This window comes from Amycolatopsis mongoliensis (assembly GCF_030285665.1).
GTDB lineage: Bacteria > Actinomycetota > Actinomycetes > Mycobacteriales > Pseudonocardiaceae > Amycolatopsis > Amycolatopsis mongoliensis.
On the sequence record NZ_CP127295.1, the window covers coordinates 8,076,184 to 8,102,461 of the forward strand.

Annotated in this window: 26 protein-coding genes; 11 read left to right on the top strand and 15 right to left on the bottom strand. The window is 72.3% G+C overall.

What is annotated here, in order from left to right:
* The first annotated feature begins 50 nt into the window (after positions 1-50).
* From QRX60_RS38710 to QRX60_RS38740, 7 genes are read left to right on the top strand one after another with little or no spacing between them, the layout of a single operon-like run.
* Positions 51-1,385: an MFS transporter gene (locus QRX60_RS38710; RefSeq protein WP_285996421.1), complete on the top strand. Its 1,335-nt coding sequence runs from the start codon at positions 51-53 to the stop codon at positions 1,383-1,385.
* 7 nt (positions 1,386-1,392) lie between these two features.
* Positions 1,393-2,061, top strand: a complete 669-nt coding sequence (locus QRX60_RS38715) for a response regulator transcription factor (RefSeq protein ID WP_285996422.1) — start codon at positions 1,393-1,395, stop codon at positions 2,059-2,061.
* A 3-nt stretch (positions 2,062-2,064) separates the two neighbouring features.
* The gene (locus QRX60_RS38720; protein WP_285996423.1) at positions 2,065-3,456 is read left to right on the top strand and encodes a sensor histidine kinase; all 1,392 of its coding nucleotides are present in this window, start codon (positions 2,065-2,067) and stop codon (positions 3,454-3,456) included.
* Positions 3,453-4,397: a TAXI family TRAP transporter solute-binding subunit gene (locus QRX60_RS38725; protein WP_285996424.1), complete on the top strand. Its 945-nt coding sequence runs from the start codon at positions 3,453-3,455 to the stop codon at positions 4,395-4,397. Before QRX60_RS38720 ends, QRX60_RS38725 begins: the two co-directional genes overlap by 4 nt.
* A gap of 17 nt (positions 4,398-4,414) precedes the next feature.
* Entirely contained in the window at positions 4,415-4,837 is a 423-nt protein-coding gene (locus tag QRX60_RS38730; protein WP_285996425.1) for an acyl-CoA thioesterase, read from the top strand.
* A gap of 3 nt (positions 4,838-4,840) precedes the next feature.
* Positions 4,841-5,302 (top strand): tRNA (cytidine(34)-2'-O)-methyltransferase, encoded by a 462-nt coding sequence (locus QRX60_RS38735; protein WP_285996426.1) that lies wholly within the window; start codon positions 4,841-4,843, stop codon positions 5,300-5,302.
* A 23-nt stretch (positions 5,303-5,325) separates the two neighbouring features.
* The gene (locus tag QRX60_RS38740; protein WP_285996427.1) at positions 5,326-5,838 is read left to right on the top strand and encodes a hypothetical protein; all 513 of its coding nucleotides are present in this window, start codon (positions 5,326-5,328) and stop codon (positions 5,836-5,838) included.
* Positions 5,839-5,841: 3 nt separating this feature from the next.
* On the opposite strand, the gene QRX60_RS38745 is transcribed toward QRX60_RS38740, so the two are convergent.
* From QRX60_RS38745 to QRX60_RS38765, 5 genes are all read right to left on the bottom strand, one after another.
* A complete protein-coding gene (locus tag QRX60_RS38745) occupies positions 5,842-6,822 on the bottom strand; it encodes a VWA domain-containing protein (protein WP_285996428.1) in 981 nt (326 codons plus the stop codon).
* Positions 6,819-7,763 (bottom strand): DUF58 domain-containing protein, encoded by a 945-nt coding sequence (locus QRX60_RS38750; RefSeq protein ID WP_285996429.1) that lies wholly within the window; start codon positions 7,761-7,763, stop codon positions 6,819-6,821. The genes QRX60_RS38745 and QRX60_RS38750 overlap by 4 nt, the downstream gene beginning before the upstream one ends.
* Before the next feature lie 7 nt (positions 7,764-7,770).
* Positions 7,771-8,844 carry an AAA family ATPase gene (locus tag QRX60_RS38755; RefSeq protein WP_285996430.1) on the bottom strand — a complete coding sequence of 358 codons (1,074 nt, stop codon included), beginning with the start codon at positions 8,842-8,844 and terminating at the stop codon, positions 7,771-7,773.
* 159 nt (positions 8,845-9,003) lie between these two features.
* On the bottom strand, positions 9,004-9,549 hold the full coding sequence (gene mobA, locus QRX60_RS38760; protein ID WP_285996431.1) for a molybdenum cofactor guanylyltransferase: 546 nt from the start codon (positions 9,547-9,549) through the stop codon (positions 9,004-9,006).
* A gap of 9 nt (positions 9,550-9,558) precedes the next feature.
* Positions 9,559-10,266, bottom strand: a complete 708-nt coding sequence (locus QRX60_RS38765; protein WP_285996432.1) for an SAM-dependent methyltransferase — start codon at positions 10,264-10,266, stop codon at positions 9,559-9,561.
* A gap of 61 nt (positions 10,267-10,327) precedes the next feature.
* On the opposite strand from QRX60_RS38765, the gene QRX60_RS38770 reads away from it, so the two are divergent.
* On the top strand, positions 10,328-10,732 hold the full coding sequence (locus tag QRX60_RS38770; RefSeq protein WP_285996433.1) for a DUF1801 domain-containing protein: 405 nt from the start codon (positions 10,328-10,330) through the stop codon (positions 10,730-10,732).
* A 3-nt stretch (positions 10,733-10,735) separates the two neighbouring features.
* Here QRX60_RS38770 and QRX60_RS38775 read toward each other — a convergent pair whose 3' ends face one another.
* Positions 10,736-12,082, bottom strand: coding sequence for an NlpC/P60 family protein (locus QRX60_RS38775; RefSeq protein WP_408630167.1), 1,347 nt, complete (start codon positions 12,080-12,082; stop codon positions 10,736-10,738).
* A 292-nt stretch (positions 12,083-12,374) separates the two neighbouring features.
* Between QRX60_RS38775 and QRX60_RS38780 the strand changes: the two genes are divergently transcribed.
* Positions 12,375-15,206 carry an aconitate hydratase gene (locus QRX60_RS38780; protein WP_285996434.1) on the top strand — a complete coding sequence of 944 codons (2,832 nt, stop codon included), beginning with the start codon at positions 12,375-12,377 and terminating at the stop codon, positions 15,204-15,206.
* A gap of 75 nt (positions 15,207-15,281) precedes the next feature.
* Positions 15,282-16,097 (top strand): alpha/beta fold hydrolase, encoded by an 816-nt coding sequence (locus QRX60_RS38785; protein WP_285996435.1) that lies wholly within the window; start codon positions 15,282-15,284, stop codon positions 16,095-16,097.
* Here the strand turns inward: QRX60_RS38785 and QRX60_RS38790 are convergent.
* A complete protein-coding gene (locus QRX60_RS38790; RefSeq protein WP_285996436.1) occupies positions 16,094-16,798 on the bottom strand; it encodes an MgtC/SapB family protein in 705 nt (234 codons plus the stop codon). The two genes, QRX60_RS38785 and QRX60_RS38790, sit on opposite strands and share 4 nt — an antisense overlap.
* A gap of 202 nt (positions 16,799-17,000) precedes the next feature.
* Positions 17,001-17,855 (bottom strand): alpha/beta fold hydrolase, encoded by an 855-nt coding sequence (locus QRX60_RS38795; protein ID WP_285996437.1) that lies wholly within the window; start codon positions 17,853-17,855, stop codon positions 17,001-17,003.
* Between the two features lie 90 nt (positions 17,856-17,945).
* Here QRX60_RS38795 and QRX60_RS38800 point away from each other — a divergent pair, with 90 nt between their 5' ends.
* Complete coding sequence (locus QRX60_RS38800; RefSeq protein WP_285996438.1) at positions 17,946-18,524, top strand: TetR/AcrR family transcriptional regulator; 579 nt, start codon at positions 17,946-17,948, stop codon at positions 18,522-18,524.
* 45 nt (positions 18,525-18,569) lie between these two features.
* Here the strand turns inward: QRX60_RS38800 and QRX60_RS38805 are convergent, their stop codons facing one another.
* From QRX60_RS38805 to QRX60_RS38835, 7 genes are all read right to left on the bottom strand, one after another.
* Positions 18,570-20,189: an alpha/beta hydrolase gene (locus QRX60_RS38805; protein WP_286003787.1), complete on the bottom strand. Its 1,620-nt coding sequence runs from the start codon at positions 20,187-20,189 to the stop codon at positions 18,570-18,572.
* A gap of 141 nt (positions 20,190-20,330) precedes the next feature.
* Entirely contained in the window at positions 20,331-20,753 is a 423-nt protein-coding gene (locus QRX60_RS38810; protein WP_286003788.1) for a nitroreductase family deazaflavin-dependent oxidoreductase, read from the bottom strand.
* A gap of 46 nt (positions 20,754-20,799) precedes the next feature.
* Positions 20,800-21,777: an L-histidine N(alpha)-methyltransferase gene (gene egtD, locus QRX60_RS38815; RefSeq protein WP_285996439.1), complete on the bottom strand. Its 978-nt coding sequence runs from the start codon at positions 21,775-21,777 to the stop codon at positions 20,800-20,802.
* Positions 21,774-22,532 carry an ergothioneine biosynthesis protein EgtC gene (egtC, locus tag QRX60_RS38820; protein WP_285996440.1) on the bottom strand — a complete coding sequence of 253 codons (759 nt, stop codon included), beginning with the start codon at positions 22,530-22,532 and terminating at the stop codon, positions 21,774-21,776. Before egtC ends, egtD begins: the two co-directional genes overlap by 4 nt.
* Positions 22,533-22,536: 4 nt before the next feature.
* Positions 22,537-23,880: an ergothioneine biosynthesis protein EgtB gene (gene egtB, locus QRX60_RS38825; RefSeq protein ID WP_285996441.1), complete on the bottom strand. Its 1,344-nt coding sequence runs from the start codon at positions 23,878-23,880 to the stop codon at positions 22,537-22,539.
* Positions 23,877-25,145 (bottom strand): glutamate-cysteine ligase family protein, encoded by a 1,269-nt coding sequence (locus QRX60_RS38830; RefSeq protein WP_285996442.1) that lies wholly within the window; start codon positions 25,143-25,145, stop codon positions 23,877-23,879. The genes egtB and QRX60_RS38830 overlap by 4 nt, the downstream gene beginning before the upstream one ends.
* Before the next feature lie 119 nt (positions 25,146-25,264).
* Complete coding sequence (locus QRX60_RS38835; protein ID WP_285996443.1) at positions 25,265-26,191, bottom strand: LysR family transcriptional regulator; 927 nt, start codon at positions 26,189-26,191, stop codon at positions 25,265-25,267.
* Positions 26,192-26,278 lie beyond the last annotated feature (87 nt).

Below are 26,278 nucleotides of genomic sequence, written 5' to 3' on the forward strand. Positions count from 1 at the left end.
CTGGTTACCCGCTGGTTGGTCACCGTGAGTCGCAACACAGGAGGTCGACGATGACAACCCGGATCAGCCCCACGACCACGGGGGCCGTGAGCGAAAAGCGCGTGATCGGCAACGTGCTGCGCGGCTCCATCGGCAACCTGGTCGAGTGGTACGACTGGTACGCCTACGCGGCGTTCACCACGTACTTCGCCAAATCGTTCTTCCCCACGACCGACACGACGGCCGCCTTCCTCGGCACGGCCGCGGTGTTCGCCGTCGGGTTCCTCATGCGCCCGCTCGGCGGCTGGATGCTCGGCCGGTTCGCCGACCGGTTCGGGCGCCGCAGCGCGCTGGTGCTTTCGGTCACGCTGATGGCCGGTGGCTCGCTGCTCATCGCCGTCACGCCGAGCTATCACACGATCGGTCTCGCGGCGCCGGTCCTGTTGCTGGTCGCCCGGCTGATCCAGGGCCTGTCCGTGGGCGGCGAGTACTCGACGTCGGCGACCTACCTGTCCGAAGTGGCCACTCCCGGCAAGCGCGGCTTCTACTCGAGCTTCCAGTACGTGACGCTCTACGGCGGCCAGCTGCTGGCGCTGGGCCTGCAGCTGATCCTGCAGGGCCTGCTCACCGAGCAGCAGCTGACGGCGTGGGGCTGGCGGATCGCGTTCGGCGTCGGCACGGTGGCCGCGCTCAGCGTCATGTGGCTGCGCCGCGGCATGGACGAGTCCGAGAGCTACACGCGCGAAGCGGACGAGAGCAAGGCGACCGGTGAACGCGGCACGCTGCGCGCGCTGGCCAAGTACCCCAAGGAGATCGCGCTCGTCGTCGGGCTGACCCTCGGCGGCACGGTGGCGTTCTACACCTTCGCCACCTACAGCCAGAAGTTCCTCGAGAACACCGCCCACATCCCGCGGCGCACGGTCACGATCATCCTGTTCTCGGCGATCCTCCTCGCGGCGATCCTGCAGCCGCTGGCGGGCAAGCTGTCCGACCGGATCGGCCGCCGCCCGCTGCTGCTGTTCTTCGGCATCGCGGGCACCCTGCTCACCGTCCCGATCATGACGGTGATGGGCTCGACCCGGAACCCGGTCGGCGCGTTCCTGCTCGTCCTGGCCGGGCTCGTCGTCGTGGCGGGCTACACGTCGATCAACGCGATCGTGAAGGCCGAGCTGTTCCCGACGAAGATCCGCGCCATCGGCGTCGGCCTGCCCTACGCGCTCACCGTCGCGATCTTCGGCGGCACCGCGGAGCTCATCGCGCAGGCGCTGAAGAGCGCCGGGCACGAGTCGGTGTTCTTCTGGTACGTCGCGGGCTGCGTCCTGGTTTCGCTGATCGTCTACGGCACAATGCGGGAAACCTCGAAGACCTCGGAGCTGGAAGAACGCCGAGAACCGGAAGAACGCTGAGAAGGGGATGACCGTGCGCGTGCTCCTCGTCGAAGACGACGCGGGGGTCGCGGGTGCGCTCGCGGAGTCGCTGCACGCGCGCGGTCATCCCGTCACCAGCGTCGGCCGCGGGGCCGACGCCCTGCACCGCCACCGCGACGCCGACCTGGTCCTGCTGGATCTGGGCCTGCCCGACCTCGACGGGCTCGACGTCCTGCGGAAGATCCGCGCCGTCTCGCCGGTGCCGGTGATCGTGCTGACCGCCCGCGGCGACGAACGCTCGGTGGTGCGCGGCCTGCGCCTCGGCGCGGACGACTACCTGACCAAGCCGGTCCGGCTGGCCGAGTTGCTGGCCCGGATGGACGCCGTCGTGCGGCGCGCCGTCGCCCGCGACACCCCGGCCGGCGACGTCGTGCGCGTCGAGGACGTCGAGATCGACCTCGGCGCCCGCCGGGTCCTCGTCGCCGGGCACGACATCGGGCTGACGACCAAGGAGTTCGAGGTCCTGGCCGTACTCGCCGCCCGTCCCGGCACCGCGGTCAGCCGCCAGCAGCTGATGGACGAGGTCTGGGGCGACGCGTACCTCGCGGTCTCGCGCTCCCTCGACGTCCACCTGACCGCGCTGCGCGCGAAGCTGGACCGGCCGGGGCTGCTCACCACCATCCGCGGCTTCGGCTACCGGCTCGGCCGGGACTGACCCGTGCGCACCCGGCTGCTGGTGGTCCTGGTCGCCCTCGCGCTCGCGGTGGTCGCCGCGTTCGCCGTGCCGCTGCTGGCGTCCACCGCCGAGCAGCGCACCCAGCAGCTGGTCATCTCCCGCACCGCGGACGTCGACCGGTTCGTCGTGCTGGCCCAGCAGGCCGTCGACACCCACGACGCCGCCGCGCTCGTGGCCGACGCGGCGCGTTATGCCGAGCTGTACGGCGAAGGCGTCGTCATCGTCGACGCCCGGCGGGCGCCGCTGGTGCAGGCCGGCGGGCTGACCGCGGCCGACCCGGCGGTGCACGCGCTGGTCGAGGCGACGATGCGCAACGAGCCGGCGCCGCAGGCCGGCCGGCTCGGTCCGTGGTCGGCCGAACCCGCGTACTTCGCGCGGCCGGTCGGCACCGGCACCCGGGTGTCCGGCGTGGTCGTGCTCCGGGCCTCGGTCACGGCGGCGGCCGCGGACGTCGCCACCCGCTGGGGCACCATCGGCGCCGGGGCGCTGCTGGTCGCGGTCGTGTTCGTGCTGCTCGCCGTCGTCCTGGCCCGCTGGATGGTGCGGCCGCTGCACGAACTGGAGACGGGGGTCCTCGCCGTCGCCGCCGGGCACCGCGCGCACGTCCCCGAACGCACCGGGCCGCGGGAGCTGCGGGTCCTGGCCGGCGAGGTCAACCGGATGTCCGAAGCCGTGCTCGAAGCGGCCGAGCAGCAGCACCGGCTGGTCGCCGACGCCTCCCACCAGCTGCGGAACCCCCTCGCCGCGCTGCGGCTGCGCGTCGACTCCCTCGCCGCGCAGGTGGCCGGCGACAACGCCACCTACCGGGCGACCGTGGCCGAGGTGGAACGCCTGGAGAAGCTCCTCGACGGCCTGCTGGCCCTGGCCCTGGCCGAGAGCACGGCGACCCGCGTCGCGGCCGGGGGCGCCGGCGAGTCCTGCGACCTCGCCGCCGTGCTCGCCGAACGCGTCGACGCGTGGCGCCTGGTCGCCGAGGACGCCGGCTCGGCCCTCGTGCCGCCGCCGGGGCACGACGAACCGGTCACCGTCCGCTGCCCGGAAGGCGAGCTCGCCCAGATCCTCGACGTGCTGCTGGACAACGCCGTCCACTACGCCGGCCGGGGCGCGAAGATCACCACGGACTGGGAAAGCGGCCCGGAGACGGCGACCCTCGTCGTCCGCGACGACGGACCCGGACTGTCCACTGAGGACCGCGCGCGGGCGACCGAGCGGTTCTGGCGCGCCGGTGGCGAAGGCGCGCCGCGTGGGACCGGGCTCGGGCTGGCCATCGCGCACCAGCAGGTGCGCACCCGCGGCGGGGTCCTCGAACTGCGCCAGGCACTCCCGCGCGGGCTCGAAGTCCGGGTCACCCTGCCGCGGGAGGTGCCGCGATGACCCTCACCCGCCGTACCGCCCTGCTCGGCGGCCTCGGGCTCGCCTTGGCCGGCTGCTCGACGTCCGCGTACGGCGGTCCCGACCGGACGGTCACCATCGCGGCCGGCGAGCGCGGCGGGTTCTACCTGGCCTTCGCCGAGCTGCTGGCGACCGAGCTGAGCCGCGCCGAGCCGCGGCTGCACGCCGCCGCCGTGCCGACCGAAGCGAGCGTCGCGAACGTCGACCTGGTGCGGCGCGGGCAGGCCGACCTCGGGCTGGTGCTCGCCGACGTCGCCCAGACAGCGCTCGCCGGGAGCGCGCCGTTCACCGGGAAGGTGCCGTTGCTCGCGCTCGGCCGCGTCTACGAGAACTACCTGCAGCTGGTGGTGCGCGCGGACGGGCCGGCGCGGCGGATCGCCGACCTGGCCGGCCGCCCGGTGTCGCTGGGCGCGGGCGGGTCCGGCGCGGCCCAGCTGGGCGAGCGCCTGTTCGCGAAGGCGGGCGTCGCGGTCGACGCCCGGCACCTGCTCTTCGACGACGCCGTGCACGCCCTGGCCGACCGGCGGATCGACGCCATGCTGTGGTCCGGCGGGGTGCCGACGCCGAAGCTCGCGGACCTCACCCGCACGACGCCGATCGCGCTGCTGCCCCTCGACGCCGTCGTCCCGGCGCTGCGTGCCTCGTACGGACCGGTGTACGACCAGGTCCAGGTGCCGGACGGCGCGTACCGCGGGGTCGGGGCGCTCGGCACGATCGGCGTGGCGAACCTCCTGGTCTGCTCCCCCGCCCTGCCTGACGACGTCGCCGCGGCGGTCGTCCGGCTGCTCGTCGAGCGGGCGACCGACCTCGTGCCCGCCGAGGCGGTCGGCACGCAGTTCCTCGACGTGCGGACGCTGATCGGCACCCAGCCGGTGCCGCTGCAGCCGGGCGCGGCGGCCGCGTACCGGACGCTGCACGGCTGAGCGCTAGATTGGGCCGCGTGACCGAACCCCGCCGCCCGATCGTCGAGATGCCGTTGCGCGTGCGCTACCACGAGTGCGACGGCCAGGGCATCGTCTTCAACGCCCACTACATGGCCTATGTGGACATGTGCGCCTTCGAGGCGGAGAAGGCCCTCTTCGGTTCGCACGACGAGTTCCTCGCCCACGGCACGGACGTCGTGGTGGCGGAGGCGAACCTGAAGTTCCGCGCACCAGCCCGGTACGACGAAGATCTGGTCGTCTCGCAGTACCTGACCCACCTCGGCACGACGTCGCTGGTCTTCGACTTCGAAATCCACCGCGGCGGGACGCTCGTGCTGGCGGCGAACATCCGGTACGTGTTCATCGACCCGGCCACCGTGCGTCCGACGGCACCGCCCGACGCGGTCCGCAAGGTGTACGCGGCCCTGCTCGAGGACTGAGCCGTGTTCCGCATTCTCTTCTACCAGCCGGAGATCCCGCCGAACACGGGCAACGCGATCCGCCTCACGGCGAACACCGGGTGCGAGCTGCACCTGGTCGAGCCGCTGGGGTTCACGCTGGAGGACAAGCAGCTGCGCCGGGCCGGGCTCGACTACCACGACCTGGCGCGGGTCCGGGTGCATGCTTCTCTGTCGGCGGCTTGGGAAGTGTTGCTGCCGGCGAAGGTCTACGCGTTCAGCGCGTCGGCGACGCGGCCGTACACCGACGTCGCCTACGCGCCCGGCGACGTGCTGCTGTTCGGGCCGGAGTCGGTGGGGCTGCCGGCTTCGGTCCAGCAGGCGCCGGAGGTGACCGACCGCGTGCGGCTGCCGATGCTGCCGACCAGCCGGTCGCTCAACCTCGCCAACACCGCGGCGATCACGGTCTACGAGGCCTGGCGGCAGAACGGGTTCGCGGCCCCGTGATCACCCTCCGGTAGGTTCGCCGGATGCGACAGCAGTTCCTGGGGGCGCTCATCGGCGCCGCGTTCGGCACCGTGTTCGTCCTCGTCAACTCCGGTGACCCGCTGCCGGCGGCGATCGGCTGGGTGCTGCGCGCGCTCGCCGTGGTCGCGCTGGCGGCGGTGGTCGTCCTCGGGGTCCGGGCGGGCGGGCGGCCGACCTTGGAGGGCCGGCCGATGTTCGGGCCGAGCTACCGGGTGATCGTCCTCGGTGAGGTGGTGCTGCTCGTCGCCGGGTTCTTCGTGCTGAGCCTCCTGGACGCGCCGGTGCAGGCGAACGTCGCGTGGATCGCGACCGTCGTCGGCCTGCACTTCGTCGCGCTGGCCTCGGCGTGGAAGGCGCGGTCGATCCTGGTGGTCGGGGTGGTCCTGAGCGTGCTGGGCGTCGTCGGCCTGGCCCTGCTCGGCAGCGCGGCGCAGTGGGTCCCGTTCGTCAGCGGCGTGCTTTCCGGAGTCACCCTTCTCGGCGGCAGCCTCTACGGCGTCCGCCGGGAAGGGTGAGCGTCACGGGAGTCTCTGGCCGAAGAACAGGCTGGCCGCCGCGCCCATCATCAGGATCAGCGTTCCCACGACCACCCACGGCTTGCTCGCGTCGGCGTCCTTCAGCTCGTAGCCGATCTGCTCGCCGAGGTCCCCGTACACCTTCTTCAGCTCTTCGGCGCTGGCCGCCTTGTAGAAGTCGCCGCCCGACAAGCGGGCGATCTCGCGCAGGGATTCGTCGTCCACGCTGACCGGCTGGGCCTTGCCGTCGATGTCGACCGAGCCGTGGGTCGTGCCGAACGAGATCGACGAGATCGGCACGCCGGCCTGCTTCGCCGCCTGCGCCGCCGTGTAGCCGCCGCGGGCCGCGTACAGGTCCTCGGGCACCGTCTGCTTGCCGTCGGACATCAGCACTATCCGGGCCGGTGGCGGCCCGTCGGCGCCGCCGACGACGCTGGAGAAGCTCTCCACCGACTGCAAGGCCGCGAAGATGCCCTCGCCGGTCGCCGTCGACTGGGCCAGTTTCAGGTTTTCGATCGCCTTGATCACGCCGTTGCGGTCGGTGGTCGGGTTGACCAGCACGGTCGCCGTGCCCGCGAACGAGATCAGGCCCAGGTTGATCCCGGGGGTCATGTTCTGCGCGAACTGCGTCGCCGCCTCCTGCGCCGCCTTCAGCCGCGTCGGGGCGACGTCGGTGGCCTCCATCGACAGCGACACGTCGATCACCAGCATCACGGTCGCCCGGTTGCGGGGCACCTTCTGCTCGGCGGTCGGCCCGGCCAGTCCCACGGTCAGCAGCAGCAGCGACAGCACGATCAGCACCGCCGACAGGTGTCGCACCCAGCCCTGGCTCTTCGGCGCAACCTTCTCCAGCAGGGCCAGGTTCGCGAACCGCATCGTGCGCTTGCGCCGCGCGCGCTGCGCCAGCACGTACCCGACGGCCACCGCGGCGACCGCGATCAGCAGCAGGAACCACCACGGCGCGGTGAACCCGGTCAAACTCACGCCACACCCCCCGACCAGCGGCGCTTGCGGGCGACGACGAACCGCACCATGTCGGCGATCCAGTCGGCGTCGGTCCGCAGGGTCAGGTGCGCCGCACCCGCGCGCCGCAGGCCGGCCGCCACCGTCTGCCGGTGGGCGTGGGCCGCGGCCCCGAACTCCTTGCGCAGCAAGGCCGACGCATGCACTTCGCGCTGTTTCCCTGTCTCCGGGTCGGCCAGCACGACGGTGCCCACCTCGGGCAGGTCGACGTCGCGCGGGTCGAGGACTTCGATCGCGATCAGTTCGTGGCGCCCGCCCAGTGCCCGCAGCGGCCGCTCCCAGGTCGTGTCGCCCAGGAAGTCGGAGATCACCACGGCCAGGCCACGGCGGCGCGGCGGCCGGCGCAGCGCCTCCAGCGCCTGGGCGAAGTCCCCGCGCGTGCCCTCGGCCGCCCGGGGTGTCTCGGCCAGCTTCCGCACCAGGCCGCGGGCGTGCGCGAGGCCGCCGCGTGCCGGGATGCGGGTCGTCTCGGCGCCGGTGGAGATCAGGCCGCCGATGCGGTTGCCGCCGCCCCCGGTCAGGTGTGCGACCGCGGCGACCGCGCACACCACCAGGTCGCGCTTCTCGCACAGCGCCGTGCCGAAGTCGAGGCTCGCCGAGAGGTCGGCGACGACCCACGTTTCCAGCTCGCGGTCGGCCACGGTCTCGCGGATGTGCGGGGTCGTGGTGCGGGCGGTGACCGCCCAGTCCATCCGGCGGACGTCGTCGCCGGGCTGGTACGGGCGCGCCTCGCCGGGCTCGGACCCCGGCCCCGGCACCAGGCCGAGGTGGTTGCCCTGCAGCAGCCCGTCGAGCCGGCGGCGGACGTCGAGCTCCAGTGTCCGGAGCCCGGCTTCCAGCCGCTCGCCGCGCAGTACCGGCGGCGCCCACGAAGGGCGGGTGCCCTTCTCGTTCTTCGCCATCGCCGGGCTACCTGACCGGCGCGCCCGCCGGGACCGGGCCACCCTGGCCGGCCCCGCCCTGCGGCCGGGCCGAGACCTGCGGCAACGGCACGGTCTGCAGCACGCGCGTGATGATGTGGTCGATGGGCACGCCGTCGGCGAGCGCATCGTAGGACAGCACGAGCCGGTGGCGCAGCACGTCCGGCACGACGTCGACGACGTCCTGCGGCAGCACGTAGTCGCGGCCGCGGACCAGGGCCAGCGCCCGGGCGGCGGCGATGATGCCGAGGCTCGCGCGCGGCGAAGCGCCGTAGGACACCCAGCCGGCGACGTCGGCGAGGCCGTGCTCGTTCGGCGTCCGGGTGGTCAGCACCAGCCGCACCACGTAGTCGACGAGGGCGTGGTGCACGAACACCTGCGCGGCGACGCCCTGCAGCCGGACCAGCTCGCCCGGGCTGAGCACCTCGTGCGGGGTGGGCGGGGTGACGCCCATCCGGTAGATGATCTCGCGCTCTTCCTCGGCGGTGGGGTACTCGACCTGGATCTTGAACAGGAACCGGTCGCGCTGCGCTTCCGGCAGCGGGTACACGCCCTCGTTCTCGATCGGGTTCTGGGTCGCCAGCACGAGGAACGGGTCGGGCATCGGGAAGGTCTGCCCGCCGATCGAGACGTGCCGCTCGGCCATCACCTCGAGCATCGCCGACTGCACCTTCGCCGGCGCGCGGTTGATCTCGTCGGCGAGCACGAAGTTCGCCACGACCGGGCCGAGCTCGACGTCGAACCGCTCGGCGCCCTGGCGGTAGATCCGGGTACCGAGGATGTCCGCGGGCACCAGGTCGGGCGTGAACTGGACGCGGGAGAACGAGCCGCCGACGACCCGGGCGAACGTCTCCACCGCGAGGGTCTTCGCCACGCCGGGCACGCCTTCGAGCAGCAGGTGGCCCTTGGCCAGCAGGCCGACGAGCATCCGCTCGACCAGGCGGTCCTGGCCGACGATGATCCGCTTGACCTCGAACACGGTCCGCTCCAGCAACTGGGCGTCCCGGGCCGGCGTCCCGGGCTGCTGCCCGTTCCCGCCCTCGGCGTAGCCGGGCTCGGTCACTCTGCCTCCTCGAAAGTTCGTGCGCCGCCCCCGCGACGGTGATCACGCGGTGCGACCGTACTGCGTCCCCCGGTCGTTCGTCCGCCCGGCACGCAGACGCACGCGTTGGCCCGTCAGTAGCCAACACCTTCCCCGGTGTGACATCTGTGAAGCAGGCCCTCAGCAGTGGCGCTCGAGGTCCTCGGGGGTGTCGATGTCGTCCGCTTCGCCCCGCTCCGCCGGGACCTCGGTGACGGCCAGTGCGCCCAGCACCCGCCGCAACGCCGCGTTTTCCGGCTCCTCCGGCAGCGCGGCCTTCAGCGCGGCGACCCGCCAGGCGCCGAGCAGCCACTGCCGGGACCCGCCCGCGTCGACGAGCACCGCGCCGTCGCCGTCGCCGATCGCCGCCACCAGGCGGTCCACTGTGGACCGGCGGACGCCCGGGAGGTCGGCGGCCAGCACCGCGACCGCCTCGACGTCGTCCGGGACGAACGCGAGCCCCGCCGCCAGCGCCGCCACCGGCCCGGTGCCCGGCACCGGTTCCCGGGTCCACACGACGTCGAAGCCGGGCCGCCGCGGGCCGACGGCGATCACCCGTTCGGCGCCTTCCAGGGCGTGGATCGCGCGGGCGAGCAAGGGTTTCCCGCCCACCGACAGGGCCGGCTTGTCCACACCGGACAGCCTGCGGGCCGATCCCCCGGCCACCACGATCCCCGCGTAGCGCATCCGGGGAGGCTAGCGGCCCAGCACAAGGTAGGTGAAGCCCAGCACGCCCCGGTAGTCGCGGACGTATTCGCGCAGCCGCCGGTCGAGCCACTCCCGGACCGCCGGCGCCCGCGGGTCGGCCGGGTGCGCTGCCACCCACTCCGCCCAGCCGGCGCGCGAGGTCGACTCGAAGTCGTCCCATTCGAGCTGGTCGGCGGTGCTGAGGTGGAGCACGCTCCAGCCGGCGGCCCCGGCGGCGTCGACCAGGTCCGGCAGGGTCAGCGTGTCCGGGCCGAAGATCTCCTCGGCCGCGGGGTTCGGCGGCGCCGCCCAGAAGCCGTCGCCGTAGAGCAGCCGGCCGGACGGCACCACCCGCGCGAGCCCTTCGAGCGCGGCTTTCGTCGAGCCGAAGATGTGGGCCGCGCCGACGCAGAAGGCCCGCTCGGCGGGAAGGTCCCAGGTCGCGGCGTCCGCTTCGACGAACTCGACGTCGCGGTCCCCGGCCGCCGCTCGGCCGCGGTCGAGGCCGGTCGCGTCGGTGTCGACACCGGTCGCGCGCAGGCCCGGCGTCCGGGCGGCGGCCCGCAGCAGCAGCTCGCCCCAGCCGCAGCCGAGGTCGACGAGGTGATGGCCCGCGCCGAGGGCCAGCCGGTCGAGCAGGAGCTCCGCGTGCGCCTCGGACAGGGGCGTGTTCCAGCGCATCCGCGAGCGCCGCAGCGCGTTCAGTTCGTCGTCCACCGGATGATCTTGAGGCCCGGACGGCGACGCCGTCGAACGGGTTTTCGGGCATACTCGGCGGGTGACCTACTCCGTCGAGCCGCGGGTCGACGCCTACATCGACGCCCTGCCCGAGTGGCAGCAGGCGATCTGCCGGGAGGTCCGCGAGCTGGTCCACGCGGCGGATCCCGAGGTGGCCGAGACGATCAAGCGCACCCGGCAGCCGTACTTCGTGCTCGAGGGCAACATCTGCGCCCTGCTGGCGGCGAAGGACCACGTCAACGTCTTCGTATACGACGGCGGCATCGTCCCCGACCCCGAGGGCATCATCACCGCCGGGCACGGCAACAAGACCGCGCGCACCGTCGCCTTCCGCCGGGGCGAGGTGATCAACGCGCCCGCGCTCACCGAGATGTTCCGGCGGATCATCGCGAACAACCGGGCCGGTGGCTGGCGCAAGATCAAGCGCGAGCAGGCCGGCGCCTGAAGCTCAGCCGATCAGGCGGGTCGCGTACGGCATGATGCCGCCGTAGCGCACCGGGGCGACCCGGACCCGAAGGCCGGACTGCGGCGCCTCGACCATCTGCCCGCCGCCGAGGTAGAGCGCGACGTGGTGGATGCCGCCCGCGCCGCCCCAGAACAGCATGTCGCCGCGGCGCATCTGCGACAGCGGGACCCGGCGCCCGGCCGTGTACTGGTAGCCGCTGTAGTGCGGCAGTCCCGTGACCCCGGCGAACGCGTAGATCATCAGGCCCGAGCAGTCGAACCCGATCTTGTTGTAGTCGCCGTAGCGGTCGGCGACGCCGCCGTCGCGGATGCCGCGGGTCGGGCCGCTCGCGTTGCCGCCGCCCCAGGCGTAGGGCAGGCCGACCTTCGACAGCGCCCGGGCGATGACCGCCTCGATGGACGAGCCCGCCGGGCCCGCCGGCGGCCTGCTCGCCGGACGGCCGCCCCCGCCGGAGGAACCGAGCGCGGCCTGGCGGGCGCGCTCGTCGTCCTCGCGCTGCTTCTGGGCGAGCCAGTCCTGGTAGCGCTGCCGCTGGCCCTGCAGGCCGTCGACCTTGGACTGGGCGGCGTACAGCTGCTGCTCGACGTCGGACTTGTTCTTCTCGAGCTGGGTGTTCTGCGTGGCCTGGCTGTCCTGTGCCCGGATCGCGGCGGTCTGCGCGGAGTCGGCGCTGTTCTTCGCCTCGCGCGCGGCGTCCTGCTTCTGCTGGGCGATCTCGGCGGCCTTGCGGGCCGCGGAGTCCTTGTTCGCCTTCTCGGTCTGCGCCTGCTGGAGCCGGTCGAGGGCGTTGAGCCGGTCGCCGCCGACGGCGTCGAGCAGCTGCGCGCGGGCCAGCATGTCCTTGGGGCTGTCGGCGCTCAGGTACGCCGAGAGCGACCCGACCGTGCTGCCCTGCTGGAAGCTCGCGGCGGCGAAGGTCTTCAGGTCGGTGCGGGCCTTCTCGATGGCCGCGGCGGCCGCGTCCGCCTCGGTCCGGGCGGCCTTGGCGTCGTTCTCGGCCTGCGCCGCCGCGTCCTGCGCGGACTGCAGGTCGACCAGGGCCTTGTTGGCCTCTTCCTGCTTGAGCTCGACGTCGTCCTGCAGCTGCGACAGCTTCTGCTCGGCCTGGGCCAGCTGGTTGGTCAGCCGGCCGACCTCGCCGGCCTTCGCGTTGGCCTCGGCCTTGCTGTTGTTCAGCTCCGAGTCGCTCGGGTTGGGCGGCGGCGGGGGTGCGGCGAGGCCCGTGCCCCCCGCGCCGAACAAGATCACCAGGGCGAGCGCGCTCACGGTCAGTCCACGGCGCGCGCCCGGCACCTTCCAGCCCCTGCGCCGTTCCGGCACGACCGCCACCTCCGCTCACCTGCGCACATCGCGCGTCACTGCAGTCACACCACTATCACAAGCATCATCGGAAACTTACACACCGTAGGCACCAATTCCCCTTATTGAGGGACCCCCGGCGCGGATGGCGCAGCCCACACCGCGTGTCGTCTTGAACCCCAAACAGGACACGCGTACTGTTTGAACCACCGCGAGGTGTGCCATCCCGAATCCGGTCCTACGGTGGGGGTGCGCAAGACTCGCCTCACCGAACCCGACCGAACTGACCCGGGACTCGACCGCCGCACCGGCGCGGAAGTCCATGCCACTGGAGTTAGACGTGACCGCACCTGCCAGCAAGGACAGCTTCGGCGCCAAAGACACGCTGAAGGTCGGCGACGCCTCGTACGAGGTGTTCCGCCTGAACAAGGTCGAGGGCGCCGAGCGGCTGCCCTACAGCCTGAAGATCCTGCTCGAGAACCTGCTGCGCACCGAGGACGGCGCGAACATCACCGCCGACCACATCCGCGCGCTGAGCTCGTGGGACCCGAAGGCCGACCCGTCGATCGAGATCCAGTTCACGCCCGCCCGCGTGATCATGCAGGACTTCACCGGCGTCCCGTGCGTCGTCGACCTCGCCACCATGCGCGAAGCGGTCACCGACCTCGGCGGCGACCCGGACAAGGTCAACCCGCTCGCCCCGGCCGAGCTGGTCATCGACCACTCGGTGATCATCGACGTCTTCGGCCGCGCCGACGCCTTCGAGCGCAACGTCGAGATCGAGTACGAGCGCAACCGCGAGCGCTACCAGTTCCTGCGCTGGGGCCAGGGCGCCTTCGACGAGTTCAAGGTCGTCCCGCCGGGCACCGGCATCGTGCACCAGGTCAACATCGAGCACCTCGCCCGCACGGTCATGGCCCGGGGCGGCCAGGCCTACCCCGACTCCTGCGTCGGCACCGACTCGCACACCACCATGGTCAACGGCCTGGGCGTGCTGGGCTGGGGCGTCGGCGGCATCGAGGCCGAGGCGGCCATGCTGGGCCAGCCGGTGTCGATGCTCATCCCGCGCGTCGTCGGCTTCAAGCTGACCGGCGAGATCCCGGCCGGCGTCACCGCCACCGACGTCGTGCTCACGATCACCGAGATGCTGCGCCGCCACGGCGTGGTCGGCAAGTTCGTCGAGTTCTACGGCGAGAGCGTCGCCGCGGTGCCGCTGGCCAACCGCGCGACCATCGGCAACATGAGCCCGGAGTTCGGCTCCACCGCGGCGATCTTCCCGATCGACGACGAGACCGTCCGCTACCTCAAGCTGACCGGCCGCTCGGCCGAGCAGGTCGCGCTGGTCGAGGCCTACGCCAAGGAGCAGGGCCTCTGGCACGACCCGTCGCACGAGGCGGTCTACTCCGAGTACCTCGAGCTGGACCTTTCGACGGTCGTCCCGTCGATCGCCGGCCCGAAGCGCCCGCAGGACCGCATCGAGCTGACGGACGCGAAGTCGTCGTTCCGCAAGTCGATCCACGACTACGTGGACGGCGAGGCCGTCACGCCGCACACGAAGATGGACGAGGCTTCGGAGGAGTCCTTCCCGGCCAGCGACTCCCCGTCGCTGTCCTTCGCCGAGGACGACGCCGCGCCGGTCACCAGCTCCGCCGCGAACGGCGCGTCGGGCCGCCCGAGCAAGCCGGTCAAGGTCTCCACGTCCGACCGCGGCGAGTTCGTCCTCGACCACGGCGCCGTGGTGATCGCCTCGATCACCTCCTGCACCAACACCTCGAACCCGTCGGTCATGCTCGGCGCCGCGCTGCTCGCGCGCAACGCCGTGGACAAGGGCCTCGCGGTCAAGCCGTGGGTCAAGACGTCGATGGCGCCGGGCTCGCAGGTCGTCACCGACTACTACACCAAGGCCAACCTGTGGCCGTACCTGGAGAAGCTGGGCTACCACCTGGTCGGCTACGGCTGCACCACCTGCATCGGCAACTCCGGCCCGCTCTCGGACGAGATCTCCGCGGCGATCCAGGAGAACGACCTCACCGCGGTCTCGGTGCTCTCGGGCAACCGGAACTTCGAAGGCCGGATCAACCCCGACGTGAAGATGAACTACCTCGCGTCGCCGCCGCTGGTCATCGCCTACGCGCTGGCCGGCACGATGGACTTCGACTTCGCGAGCCAGCCGCTCGGCCAGGACGCGGACGGCAACGACGTCTTCCTGAAGGACATCTGGCCGACGGCCAAGGAAATCCAGGAGACCATCGACTACGCGATCACGCAGGAGATGTTCACCAAGGACTACGCGGACGTCTTCGACGGCGGCGAGCGCTGGAAGGCGCTGCCCACCCCGGAGGGCAAGACCTTCGAGTGGGACGCCGAGTCCACCTACGTGCGGAAGCCCCCGTACTTCGAGGGCATGACGCCGGAGCCGGCCGCGGTCACCGACATCACCGGCGCGCGCGTGCTGGCGAAGCTGGGCGACTCGGTCACCACCGACCACATCTCCCCCGCCGGCGCGATCAAGCCGGGCACCCCGGCCGCGCAGTACCTCACCGAGCACGGCGTGGAGAAGAAGGACTTCAACTCCTACGGCTCGCGGCGCGGCAACCACGAGGTGATGATCCGCGGCACCTTCGCGAACATCCGGCTGCGCAACCAGCTGCTGGACGACGTGCAGGGCGGTTACACCCGCGACTTCACGCAGGACGACGCCCCGCAGGCGTTCATCTACGACGCGGCGCAGAACTACGCGGCGCAGGGCATCCCGCTGGTCGTCCTGGGCGGCAAGGAGTACGGCTCCGGCTCGTCGCGTGACTGGGCGGCGAAGGGCACCTCGCTGCTGGGCGTGCGCGCGGTGATCACCGAGTCGTTCGAGCGCATCCACCGGTCGAACCTGATCGGCATGGGCGTCATCCCGCTGCAGTTCCCGGCGGGCGAGTCGGCCTCGTCGCTCGGCCTCGACGGCACCGAGACGTTCGACATCTCGGGCATCACGAAGCTGAACGACGGCGAGACCCCGCGCACGGTGCACGTCACCGCCACCAAGGCCGACGGCACCAAGGTGGAGTTCGAGGCGGACGTCCGCATCGACACCCCGGGTGAGGCGGACTACTACCGCAACGGCGGCATCCTGCAGTACGTGCTGCGGAAGATGACGCAGGCGTAAGGGTTTACGCTTTTCGAAAGGCCTCCCCGCCGATTCCGGCGGGGAGGCCTTTCGTTTCCCGGTACGGTGTCCGGCATGGGGGCACACACCGGCACGGTCGACCTCGGCGACGGCACACTCTCCTACGAAGAACGCGGCCGCGGGCGGCCGGTCGTCTTCCTGCACGCGGGTGGCATGACCCGCGCGATGTGGGACGAGCAGTTCACCCGCTTCGCCCGCGAACACCGGGTGATCCGCTACGACGCCCGCGGCAGCGGCGACTCGTCGAACCCGCCGTCCCCGCCCGGCCTCTACTCCCACTACGAAGACCTGGAGAAGCTCCTCGACGCCCTCGACGTGGACCACCCGGTGCTGGTCGGCTGCTCGTTCGGCAGCCGTGTTTTCCTGGACTTCGCAGTCGCGTATCCCGGCCGGGCCGCCGGGCTGTTCCTCAGCTCGCCCGGGATCAGCGGGATGGAGTTCCACGACCCGCACATCCTGGCGCTGCTGGCCGAACAGGCGGAAGCGGCGCAGGCCGGTGACGGCGAGCGCGTCCTGGAGTGCCTGCTGCGGATGTGGGTCGACGGCCCGCACCGCTCGCCTTCCGACGTCGAACCGGCGGTCCGGAAGTTTTGCCACGACATGGTGGTCGAGAACTTCGTCAAGGGCCACGCGGCCCCGGACCTCGGCGTCGAACTGGGCGCGATCCGCCGGGTCGCCGAGGTCCGCGACCCGGCGCTGGTGGTCACGGGCGACTTGGATTCGACGGACATCTTCGCCGTCGCCGACCTCGTGGACCGGCAGGCCGCGCACGCGCGCCGGGCCCGGGTGCCCGGCGCCGCGCACATGGTGAACCTCGAGCAGCCCGCCCGGTTCGACGAGCTGCTCCGGAAGTTCGTCCGCACCTGCTAGGCCGGGACGGCTTCCCAGCGCACGCTGGACACCGACGGCTCCAGCGAAAGCCGCGACACCGCTGCTTCCATCTGGGCGTCGTCGCGCTGGTCGCCGACCAGCTCGGCGCGGACCTCCACCGTGCGGTCCTCCCGGTCCGTGCTCAGCACCGACAGCAGCCGGAAGTCCGTGCGGTTCAACGACTGCACGAGCAACGCCCGCACGTGCGCCTCGGTCGCGTCGCGGGTCACCGCCTGGAACGCGTACCTCGCCGGCGTCTCGTCCCCCGCCTCCGGGCGCCGGTCGACGACCCGGCCCAGCGGCCGCAACACCACGTTCACCCCGACCACGACGGCGGTGCCGGACGCCGCGATCGCGTACAGCCCGGCCCCGGCGAGCGAGCCGACCGCGGCCGAGCACCACAGCGTCGCCGCCGTGTTGAGACCGCGGACGTTGAGGCCGTCGCGCAGGATGACGCCGGCGCCGAGGAACCCGATGCCCGAGACGATCTGCGCGGCCACCCGGGTCGGGTCGGCGTCGCCGCTCGTGGTCAGCCCGCCGAAGCCGTGGGCGGACAGCAGCACGAACAGCGTCGCGCCGACCGCGACCAGGGCGTTGGTGCGCAGCCCGGCCATCCGGGCGCGGAACTGGCGCTCGAACCCGATGACGGCACCCAGGCCGACGCCGGTGCCGACGCGCAGCAGCATTTCGAAGATGGTCATGTCCGACTCTTTTCCGGCGTGCGCGCACTGCCGGACAGGAGGAGACCGGACGGATCAGCCCAGCCGGAAGCCTCCGGTGAGCGCACGCCCGATCGTCCCAAGACTGTCCGCTGGCATGTGCCGCTCACCTCGCTTCCGGTGCTCGTGGTTGATCAACCGCACCACTGTAGCCGAGGCACGCCGGCCGCGGCTGTGATGATCGCTACCCCCAGTGGCGGCGCAGGTGCGGGACGAGGTCTTCGGGCCGCTCGTCGGGGAAGAAGAGCTTCCCGCCGGGCACCTCGACGACCTCGGTGACACCCGGGACGGCGGCAGAGAACCGGTACGCCCACTCGATCCTGAAGTTCGGGTCGCCGGTGCCCCACACCAGCAGCGTGGGGACGCGGAACTCCTTGAGCAGCGGCTCGATCGCGTCCAGCTCCTCGCCCCGGACCGACGTCAGCAGGCGCTCGAACTGCCGGGCCGCGTCGAGGGTTCCGAACACCGGGCGCGCGAACGCGGCCAGGACCTCGTCCGGCACCTGGTCCGGCCGCTCGTAGCCCCCGCCGAGCCCACCGGTCCGCGCCTGCTGCGGGTCCGCGGCGAGCCGGACCGCCAGCGGCGCGAGCTGCCCGCGTTCGGCCAGCTCGACGATCGGGCGGAACGGCTCGGGCGGCAGGTTGCCCTGCGTGTCGCAGTTGGTCAGGGTGAGCGTGCGGAGCCGGTCGGGGTGGTTTACCGCGAAGACCTGCGCGACCGCGCCGCCGGTGTCGTTGGCGACGACGTCGAGCTCGCCGAGTTCCAGTGACTCGCAGAAGTCTTCGAGCAGCCGCGCCAGCCCGTTCAGGCTCAGGTCCTGCTCGGGTGTCACCGGCGAGCCGCCGTGACCCGGCAGGTCCGGCGCGACGCACCGGCGCTCCCCCGCCAGCTCGGTGATCGCCTTGCGCCACAACAGGTTGTTCGTCCCCGCGCCGTGCACGAAGAGCGCGACCGGCCCCTCGCCGACGTCGGTGTAGCTCACGTCGCCGGACGCCGTCGACACGCGCCCGCGCTGGTCCTCCCAGGTTCGCAGATCCATCGGTAGAGTCCCTCCAGAAGTAAACCGACTGACGGTCTAGTATCAACAGACCGACAGTCGGTTTGTCAACGACGGAGGCTGCCGACCCGCATGAACAAGAAGATCGACCGGGGCCAGGCGACCCGCGAGCACCTCGTCGCGGTCGCCACCGGCCTGTTCACCGAACACGGCTACGACGGCACCTCGATCGAGGCCGTCCTGCGGGCCGCCGACGTGAGCCGGGGCGCGCTGTACCACCACTTCCCCGGCAAGGACGCGCTGTTCGCGGCCGTTCTGGACACCGTCTACGACCGGGTCGGCGCGGAGGGCGCGCGGGCCGTCGCGGGCATGGACGACCCGGTGACGGCGTTGCGCGCCGCGTGCCTCGCGTGGATCCGGAGCACCCGGGACCCCGTGGTGCGGCAGGTGATGCTCATCGACGCACCGGCCGTGCTGGGCTGGCAGCGCTGGCGGGAGCTCGACGAGGTGCGCACGCTCGGCAGGATCAAGGCGGCACTCCGGCGCGACGGCCGGATCCCCGCCGCGCGCGTGGACCTCTTCGCCCACGTGTTGCTCGCCGGGATGAACGAGATCGCGTTCCTGGTCGCCCGGGCCGACGACCACGAGAGCGCGGTCGCCGAAGCCGAGGCCGCCGCCGGGGACCTGCTGGACCGGCTGCTCGGGCCATGAGAACGGGCCGGGGCGACAGCGTCACCCCGGCCCGTTTCCGTCGTGCTACGCGGTTTCGAACGGCTGGACGTTCGGCTGGAACACCTGCCCGTTGGCCGGGACCTTCAGGTCGGTCAGGTAGTCCGCCACGGCCTTGTCGACGCCCAGGGCGTCGCCCAGGATGCAGTGGCCGAACGCGTCGACCGACAGCAGCCGGGAGTTGCCGAGCTCGGCCGCCATCCGCTGGCCGAACCGGTACTGCGTCGCCGGGTCGTAGTAGTTGCTGACCACGACCACCGGCACGTCGGTCTTGGCCCGCCACGGACCGTGGTAGACGTCCGGCTTCTTCGCCGGCCACACCGGGCAGCCCGCCGTGTCGGCGAACGCCTGGTAGCGGCCGAAGGTGCGCGACTCGCGCTCCCACGCCGCGGCGATGTCCGGCACCTGCTCCTGCCTGATCTTGAACGGCTTGTCGGAGCAGTTGACGGCGAAGTACGAGTCGTCGCTGGTGTAGGGGCTGTCCGGGTTCTGGTCGGCCCGGCCCTGCTTGCCGCCGGTGAGCACCTTCAGCTGCTTGGCCTGCAGCGTCTGCGCCTGCGCGCCCGCCGGGTGGATCGCGGTGTACAGCGCCTGCAGGTCCTCGGCCAGGCCGGGGAACGCCGAGGGCGAGTACAGGACGCCCGAGACGCCGCCGGTGAACGCGTTGATGTCCACCGTGCCGCCGCCGGGCAGGGTGATCGGCTGCTTGCGGAGGTACTCGCGCAGTTCGTCGAACTTCGCCCGCGGGGTGCCGTCGCTGAACGCGCACTTGGCGCCGGCCTGGTCGCAGCGCTTGAGGAACCCGTCGAGCGAGATCTCGAAGCCCTGCGCGCGTTCGCGGTCGTACTCCACGCCGTCGCTGGTGCGCAGCGCCGGGTCGACGTTGCCGTCGATGACGATCGCGCGGGACTGCTTCGGGAACATCGACGTGTAGGTCGAGCCGATCAGCGTCCCGTAGGAGAAGCCGACGTAGGTCAGCTTCTGGTCGCCGACCGCCGCGCGCAGCGTGTCGAGGTCGCGCACGACGTCCTTGGTGGACATGTGGTTCAGCAGCGAACCGGCGTTGTTCTTGCAGAACCGGCCGTAGTCGCGGTAGCTCGCGAGGGTGCCGGAGATCTCGGCGCGGCTGAGCGGCACCGGGATCTGGGCGCCGAAGACCTCGTCGGCGTCCTCCTGGGTGGTGAAGCAGCGCAGCGGGTTGCTCTGGCCGACGCCGCGCGGGTCGAACCCGACGAGGTCGAACCGGTCGAGCACCTGCGGCTGGAAGTAGTACTGGCCGCTGATCGGCATCCGCAGGCCCGAGCCGCCGGGTCCGCCGGGGTTGAGGAACAGCGAGCCGACGCGCGTGGCCGGCGTGCGGGCGGCGCGCTTGAGCAGGGCGATGTCGATGGTGCCCAGCGACGCGTTGTCGTGGTCGATCGGCACGCGGTAGCGCGCGCAGCTGTAGAACTTGACCTGGTCCGCGGGCACGCCGGCGAGGGTGTCGCTCGAACAGGTGCCCCAGTTGACGGCGGCGGTCGCCCCGACGACGGCTGGCTTGGCCACCGCCTCGGCGCCCACCACGTCCGGGGCCGCCACGGCGGTCCCGGACGTCCCGGCCAGTCCCACGCCGGCCACGAGCGCCCCCACCAGTGCGAACGACCGCACCCGGCCCTGTGTGGATCTCGGCAAGACGTCTCCTCCCTAGGTCACGCATTCACCGCGCGGCCGAACCGTCACGGCGCGTTACCCGGGAGAGATTGGCACAAACCGGCGAAAGCCGTCACCGGCCAAAAGGATGGTGGGAACCTACCCATCCACCCGAGTGAGCAGGAAAACCGGCAACGGGCGAACGGCCTCCTTCTGCTCCATCGCATACCCCGGCCAGAAGGCCAGCAGCTCCCGCCACATCCGGTCGTACTCCTCGCCGTGCAGCTCCCGCGCGACCACGTCCACGGGATGCCCGGCGAGCTCCACCTGGCACTTCGGGTTCGCGCGCAGATTGAGCGCCCACGCCGGGTCGTGCGGCTTGCCCCAGTTGGAGGCGGTGAGCACGAAACCGTCGCCGTACGGGTAGTAGAGCAGGTTGGTGCTGCGGGACAGCCCGCTCTTGCGGCCGGTCGCCGTCAGGCACAGCGACGGCAGCCCGGCGAGCGCCACGAGGCTCACCCGGCCGCCGAACACGCGGCGCAGTTTTTTGTCCGCCCAGACGACGACCCGGGCCGAGCGCATCAGCCACGGCTTCGTGCCGAGGGCCCGGGCCAGTGCCCGGAGAGGATTAGCCACGCACCGATCTTGCCAGGCTCACGCCGAACCGCTGCTGGGAGTCGGTCCACCAGCGGTCGAGGGCGAACCCGGCCGCGGCCAGCTCCGCTTCGATGCCGCTCGGGCGGAACTTGGCCGAGATCTCGGTCCGGATGTGCTCGCCCTCGGCGAAGGACACCGTGAGCTCGGCTCCCGGGATCTCGACGGTGAGCGCGCGCCGGGCCCGCAGGCGCATCTCGATCCACTCGTTCTCCGCGTCCCAGTGCGAGACGTGCTCGAACTCGTCGACGTCGAAGTTCGCGCCGAGCCGGGCGTTGATCACCCGCAGCACGTTCTTGTCGAACTCGGCGGTGACGCCCGCGGCGTCGTCGTAGGCGCGTTCGAGGATGCCGGCGTCCTTGACCAGGTCGGTGCCGAGCAGCAGCCACTCCCCCTCGTCGAGCACTTCGCGCACCGACCGGAGGAAGGCCCCGCGCTCGGCGGGCAGGAAGTTCCCGATCGTGCCGCCGAGGAAGGCCACCACCCGCGGCTGGCCGCCGGGCAGCAGGTCGAGGTGCTGGGTGAAGTCGCCGACTACCCCGCGCACCGTCAGCCCGGGGTAGTCCTTCGAGATCGCCTCGGCGGCCTCGGCGAGCGCGGACTCGGACACGTCGAGCGGCACGAACGCTTCCAGGGTGCCGTGCCCGGTGAGCGCGTCGAGCAGCAGGCGGGTCTTCTCGCTCGACCCCGAACCGAGCTCGACGAGCGTGTGCGCGCCGGTCAGCTCCGCGACGTCGCCGGCGTGCGCGGCCAGCACCTCGCGCTCGCTGCGCGTCGGGTAGTACTCCGGCAGCTGGGTGATCTTCTCGAACAGCTCGCTGCCTTCGGCGTCGTAGAACCACTTGGGCGGGAGCCACTTCTGCCCGGCGGTGAGCCCGGCGACGACGTCCGCGCGCAGTTCCGCGGTGACGGCGTCGCCGGAGCGGTGGTGGTCGAGATCGATCTCGGTCATGAACGCTCCTCGGTCAGGGGCAGCAGGTCGACGCCGGCCGCGGTGGCGCGCACGGCGTGGTGGTCGGGGACGGGTCTCCAGCGCGGATCGCCGTCACCGGGTTCGGACGCCAGCAGCACGCCCGCCGGGGTCTCCAGCAGGGACAGCGCGTGCGTCCAGGCGGTGCCGATCAGCGTTTCGCCGTCGGTGAGCAGGAAGTTGAGCCGGGAGCCGGGGGCGGCCGCCTCGACGGCGGCGGTCAGCCCCGCCACCGCGGTCAGCGGGTCCTCCCCTGCCGCCAGCCGGGCCCGCAGCAGGGCCCAGAGCACCGCCGAGTCCGTCGGTGCCTCCAGGGTCAGCAGTTCGGTGACGGGCAGGGTCTTGGCCAGTTCGGCCAGCGAGTCCGGCCAGCCGCGGACGACGCCGTTGTGGCTGAACAGCCAGCGCCCCGCGGTGAACGGCGCCGCGGCCGCTTCGGTCACCGGCATGCCGGTGGTGCCGTTGCGGACCGCGGCGACGAACGCGCCCGAGGTCACCGACGCCGCCAGCGGCGGCAGCGTCTCGTCCGTCCACAGTGGAGTGGACCGCCGGTGGCGCAGCGGCGCGGCGCCGCCGGGGCCGGGGTACCACCCCAGCCCGAACCCGTCGGCGTTCACCGAGCCGCCGCCGCGCATGTCCGCCGGCGCGTAGGACTGCACCAGCAGCGAATGCGGCGCGCGGAAAACCGCCTCGGCGGGCGAAACCGGCTCGCCGAGGTATCCGATGTGGCGGCACATGCGCCTAGCCCACCTCGCCGGGTGCCGCGTCGCGGGCGGTGCGGAAGCCGGCGAAGATCTGCCGCCGGATCGGGTAGTCCCAGTTGCGGAACGTGCCCCGGATCGCCGCCGAGTCGGTGCCGAACGAGCCGCCGCGCAGCACCTTGTACTCCGGCCCGAAGAACACCTCCGAGTACTCCCGGTACGGGAACGGCGCGAAACCCGGGTAGCCGTGGAAGTCCGTGCTCGTCCACTCCCAGACGTCGCCGATCAGCTGGTGCACGCCGGTCGGCGAAGCACCGGCCGGGTACGCCCCCGCCGGCGCCGGGCGCAGGTGCCGCTGGCCGAGGTTGGCGTGCTCGGCGGACGGCTCGTCGTCCCCCCACGGGAACCGCCGCGAGCGGCCGGTCGCCGGGTCGAACCGGGCGGCCTTCTCCCACTCCGCCTCGGTCGGCAGCCGCCGACCGGCCCAGGCCGCGTAGGCCTCGGCCTCGTAGTAGGAGACGTGCACGACCGGCTCGTCCGCGGGAACGCGCTCGTAGACACCGAACCGCGTCCGCCACCAGGCGTCCTGCTCCCGCTTCCAGAACCGCGGCGCGGCGATGCCGTGCTCCGTCCGGTAGGCCCACCCCGCCGGGCTCCACCAGCGCTCGTCGTCGTAGCCGCCGCTGTCGAGGAACCGCGCGTAGGCGCCGCCCGTCACCGGGGTCGTGTCCAGCCAGAACGCCTCGACGGCGATCTCGTGTGCCGGACGCTCGTTGTCCAGCGCCCACGGCTCGGCCGAGGTGCCCATGGTGAAGGCGCCGCCCGGCACCAGCACCTCGGCGGGCAGGGTGCCCGAACGCGCCGGCGGCGGCTCCGGCGCGTGCAGCACCGGGTCGCCCTTGCGCAGCTGGTGGGTGGCCAGCATGGTCTCGTCGTGCTGCTGCTCGTGCTGGGTGATCATGCCGAACGCGAAGGCCTGTTCGGTCAGCCGCCGCCCCTCCATCGGCGCGTGCTCCAGCACGTCAAACGCCTTCTCGCGGACCTGCTTGACGTACGCGCGCGCTTCGGCCGGGCCGAGCAGCGGCAGCTCCGGCCGGTCGGCGCGCGCGTGCTGGAAGGCGTCGTAGATGTCGTCGATGTCCGGCCGCAGCGGCTCGCGGCCCCCGACGTCGCGGACCAGCCACAGCTCCTCCTGGACGCCGATGTGCGCCAGGTCCCAGACCAGCGGCGACATCAGCTTGGAGTGCTGGCGGACCAGGTCCTCGTCGTCCACCGCGTCGGTCAGCGCGACACTGCGCGCCCGGGCCCGGGTCAGTGCTTCGGCGGCCCGGGCGCGCAGGTCCTGCGCGCTCAGGTCGGAAAGGGCTTCAGCCTCGGTACTCATGCTTGGCTCCTCGATCGGTACGCGCGCCCCTGCACGCTCTCGCTGATCTCGGTGATCGACTCCTCCGCCAGCCCCGTCGCGCCCAGCTCGGCGCAGCCCAGGTCGGCCAGCGCCGCCGCGGCGGCCGCCAGGTCCGGGTCCGCCAGGCCACGCCGCGCCGCCGTGGTCCAGCGGTCGGCGACCGATGCGCACAGGTCGCGCACCTTGTCCACAGTGGACGGACGGGCGAGCAGCGCGGCGACCAGGGCCACCGGTGGCAGCCACTCGCCGGGCGGCTGCGCGTCGAGGTACCGGATCTCCAGGTACCCCTGCGGGCGGACCGGGGTGAACATCGTGGTGAGGTGGTAGTCGAGGTCCGCCGCCGTCGGTTTCGGCAGCAGGGCGGCCACGCCCCGGCCGTCGATCCAGTCGGCGAACGTCAGCCCCTCCGGCGCGTCCCACGGCCGGCCGGCGCGGGGCAGCACCATCAAGGGGACGTCCATCAGGCGCCCGGCCCACGCTCCAGCGGGGTCGCCCGCCACCCGGGCGGTCCGGGTGCGGACCGCTTCGGTGTCGTGCACGGCCAGCCACCGGGCCGAAGCGTGCCCGGTGTCGTGGCCGGCGTGGACGCGGGAGGTGGCGAAGAGGGCGAGCAGCGGCGGGCCCATCGCGTGGGCCGCCGCCCATCGGGCCGCGTAGTGCTCGGACTCCCCCGCGTCGACGCAGACCTGCAGGCCGGCGGTGCTGCACATCATCGTGATGCCCCCCGGGCCGATCGGCGCGAACCGGCGCTCCATCGCCGCGTAGCGCGGCGTGCGCAGGATCCGGCGGGGCGGCCGGTGGGCGTCGATGCCCGATTCGCCCAGCACGAGGCCGTGCCGGGCGAGGCGGTCACGCAGGTGGTGGAGGTCGGCCGTGACGGCTGCGTCGAGATCGCGCAGGGAGGCCTGGGGAAGAGCGGAGATTTCGACCTGGCCCCCGGGCTCGAGGCTCACGGGGGAGCCTGCCGGGAGCGGCGATGCGGGGCTGTCGGGGCGGAGCGTCCGCGGGGTGTGCGGACCCAGCGCCGTGGCGAGGAGGTCGGGATCGAGGGGTCTGGCCGGGTCGTCGGCGTGGTGCACGGTGAACTCCAGCTCGACGCCGGTCAGGCGAGGTGGCCCGTGCTTGAAGCACACCGATGCGACGTACGCCTCCCCGGCCGCGCGGTCCGCGAGGACCCGCGCGGTGCGGTTCGACGCACTACCCGACTTCTCGGGAAACTCGTGCACCGTAGACGCTTCTGTCATGTCCGTCCTGTTCCGTGTGGTGGAACTCCTTGACTTCGGACGCTACACGCGGGGTACGACAAAATCAGGCCGGATCTTGCGCACCGGGAGCGGGTCACCACTCCGTAAGAAGTCCCGGATCAGGGCAAAGCGGACTCGGTGCCCAGGCCCAGCTCGGCCGCCGACGCCCGCACGGCCTCGATCACCAGGTGCAACGCCGGCCGGCGGAACGCGGTGCGCCGGTAGGCGATCGACACCGTCCGCAGCAGCGGTGTGGTGAGCGCGACGACGTCGATCCCGGGCGGCCGCAGCAGCCGCAGGCCCAGGTCCGAGACCAGGGTGACGCCCAGCCCGGCGCCCACCATCGCCATCGCCGTGGACTGCTCTTCGACCTCGTGGTTGATCTTCGGGGCGAAGCCGTGCCGCCGGCAGGCCGTGCGCATCGCCCGGCCGAAGTGCGACTTCGGGCTGGCCAGGATCCACGGGTGCTCGGCGAGCTCGTCCAGGGAGGCCGACCCCGACGGGACCGCTCCTCGCGGCACCGCGGCGTGCAGCCGCTCCACGGCCACGACGGCGCGTTCCAGCCCGCCGTCCCACGGCGTCGGCGCGTCGGAGTAGTCGATCACGAACGACAGGTCGAGGGTGCCGTCGCGGACCGCCTCGGCGGTGTCCTCCGGCGCCAGCTCACGCGTGCGCACCTCGATGCCGGGGTGCTCGCCGGCGAGGGCGGTCAGCGCGGTCGGGAGCAGCCCGGACGCCACCGACGCCCACACGCCGGCGACCAGCCGGACCGTGCGGGCCTCCTGGGCCTCTTCCAGGGCGAGCGTCGCGCGCTCCACCGAGCCCAGGATCTCCTCCGCGTGCTCGGTCAGCAGGTTGCCGAGCTCGGTCAGCTGGACGCGCCGGCCGAGCCGTTCGAACAGCTTGGCACCCACGTCCCGCTCCAGCTGCGCGAGCTGCTGCGATACCGCCGAAGCGGTGTAGTGCAGGGCCGCCGCGGCCGCGGTGACGGTGCCCCGGCGGTGCAGCTCGCGGAGCATCCTCAACCGATGCAACGAAAGCTCCATACACCAAACCTAAACGAGATCGTGCAGCAGCGTTAAATGGACGCGAGGGCCGCCCCGGGCGCACGCTCGTGGAGGCGGTCACGAGGC

What these genes read in the sequence shown, in the direction of transcription:
- QRX60_RS38715 (WP_285996422.1), top strand. Translation starts at nt 1,393, where the DNA reads ATGACCGTGCGCGTGCTCCTCGTCGAAGACGACGCGGGGGTCGCGGGT.
- QRX60_RS38810 (WP_286003788.1), bottom strand. Translation starts at nt 20,753, where the DNA reads ATGCGCTCGGCCCGGGTCGTCGTCTGGGCGGACAAAAAACTGCGCCGC.
- QRX60_RS38830 (WP_285996442.1), bottom strand. Translation starts at nt 25,145, where the DNA reads ATGACAGAAGCGTCTACGGTGCACGAGTTTCCCGAGAAGTCGGGTAGT.
- QRX60_RS38790 (WP_285996436.1), bottom strand. Translation starts at nt 16,798, where the DNA reads ATGACCATCTTCGAAATGCTGCTGCGCGTCGGCACCGGCGTCGGCCTG.
- QRX60_RS38725 (WP_285996424.1), top strand. Translation starts at nt 3,453, where the DNA reads ATGACCCTCACCCGCCGTACCGCCCTGCTCGGCGGCCTCGGGCTCGCC.
- egtB (WP_285996441.1), bottom strand. Translation starts at nt 23,880, where the DNA reads ATGAGTACCGAGGCTGAAGCCCTTTCCGACCTGAGCGCGCAGGACCTG.
- QRX60_RS38785 (WP_285996435.1), top strand. Translation starts at nt 15,282, where the DNA reads ATGGGGGCACACACCGGCACGGTCGACCTCGGCGACGGCACACTCTCC.
- egtC (WP_285996440.1), bottom strand. Translation starts at nt 22,532, where the DNA reads ATGTGCCGCCACATCGGATACCTCGGCGAGCCGGTTTCGCCCGCCGAG.
- QRX60_RS38835 (WP_285996443.1), bottom strand. Translation starts at nt 26,191, where the DNA reads ATGGAGCTTTCGTTGCATCGGTTGAGGATGCTCCGCGAGCTGCACCGC.
- egtD (WP_285996439.1), bottom strand. Translation starts at nt 21,777, where the DNA reads ATGACCGAGATCGATCTCGACCACCACCGCTCCGGCGACGCCGTCACC.
- QRX60_RS38740 (WP_285996427.1), top strand. Translation starts at nt 5,326, where the DNA reads ATGCGACAGCAGTTCCTGGGGGCGCTCATCGGCGCCGCGTTCGGCACC.
- QRX60_RS38795 (WP_285996437.1), bottom strand. Translation starts at nt 17,855, where the DNA reads ATGGATCTGCGAACCTGGGAGGACCAGCGCGGGCGCGTGTCGACGGCG.
- QRX60_RS38710 (WP_285996421.1), top strand. Translation starts at nt 51, where the DNA reads ATGACAACCCGGATCAGCCCCACGACCACGGGGGCCGTGAGCGAAAAG.
- QRX60_RS38750 (WP_285996429.1), bottom strand. Translation starts at nt 7,763, where the DNA reads ATGGCGAAGAACGAGAAGGGCACCCGCCCTTCGTGGGCGCCGCCGGTA.
- mobA (WP_285996431.1), bottom strand. Translation starts at nt 9,549, where the DNA reads ATGCGCTACGCGGGGATCGTGGTGGCCGGGGGATCGGCCCGCAGGCTG.
- QRX60_RS38780 (WP_285996434.1), top strand. Translation starts at nt 12,375, where the DNA reads ATGCCACTGGAGTTAGACGTGACCGCACCTGCCAGCAAGGACAGCTTC.
- QRX60_RS38800 (WP_285996438.1), top strand. Translation starts at nt 17,946, where the DNA reads ATGAACAAGAAGATCGACCGGGGCCAGGCGACCCGCGAGCACCTCGTC.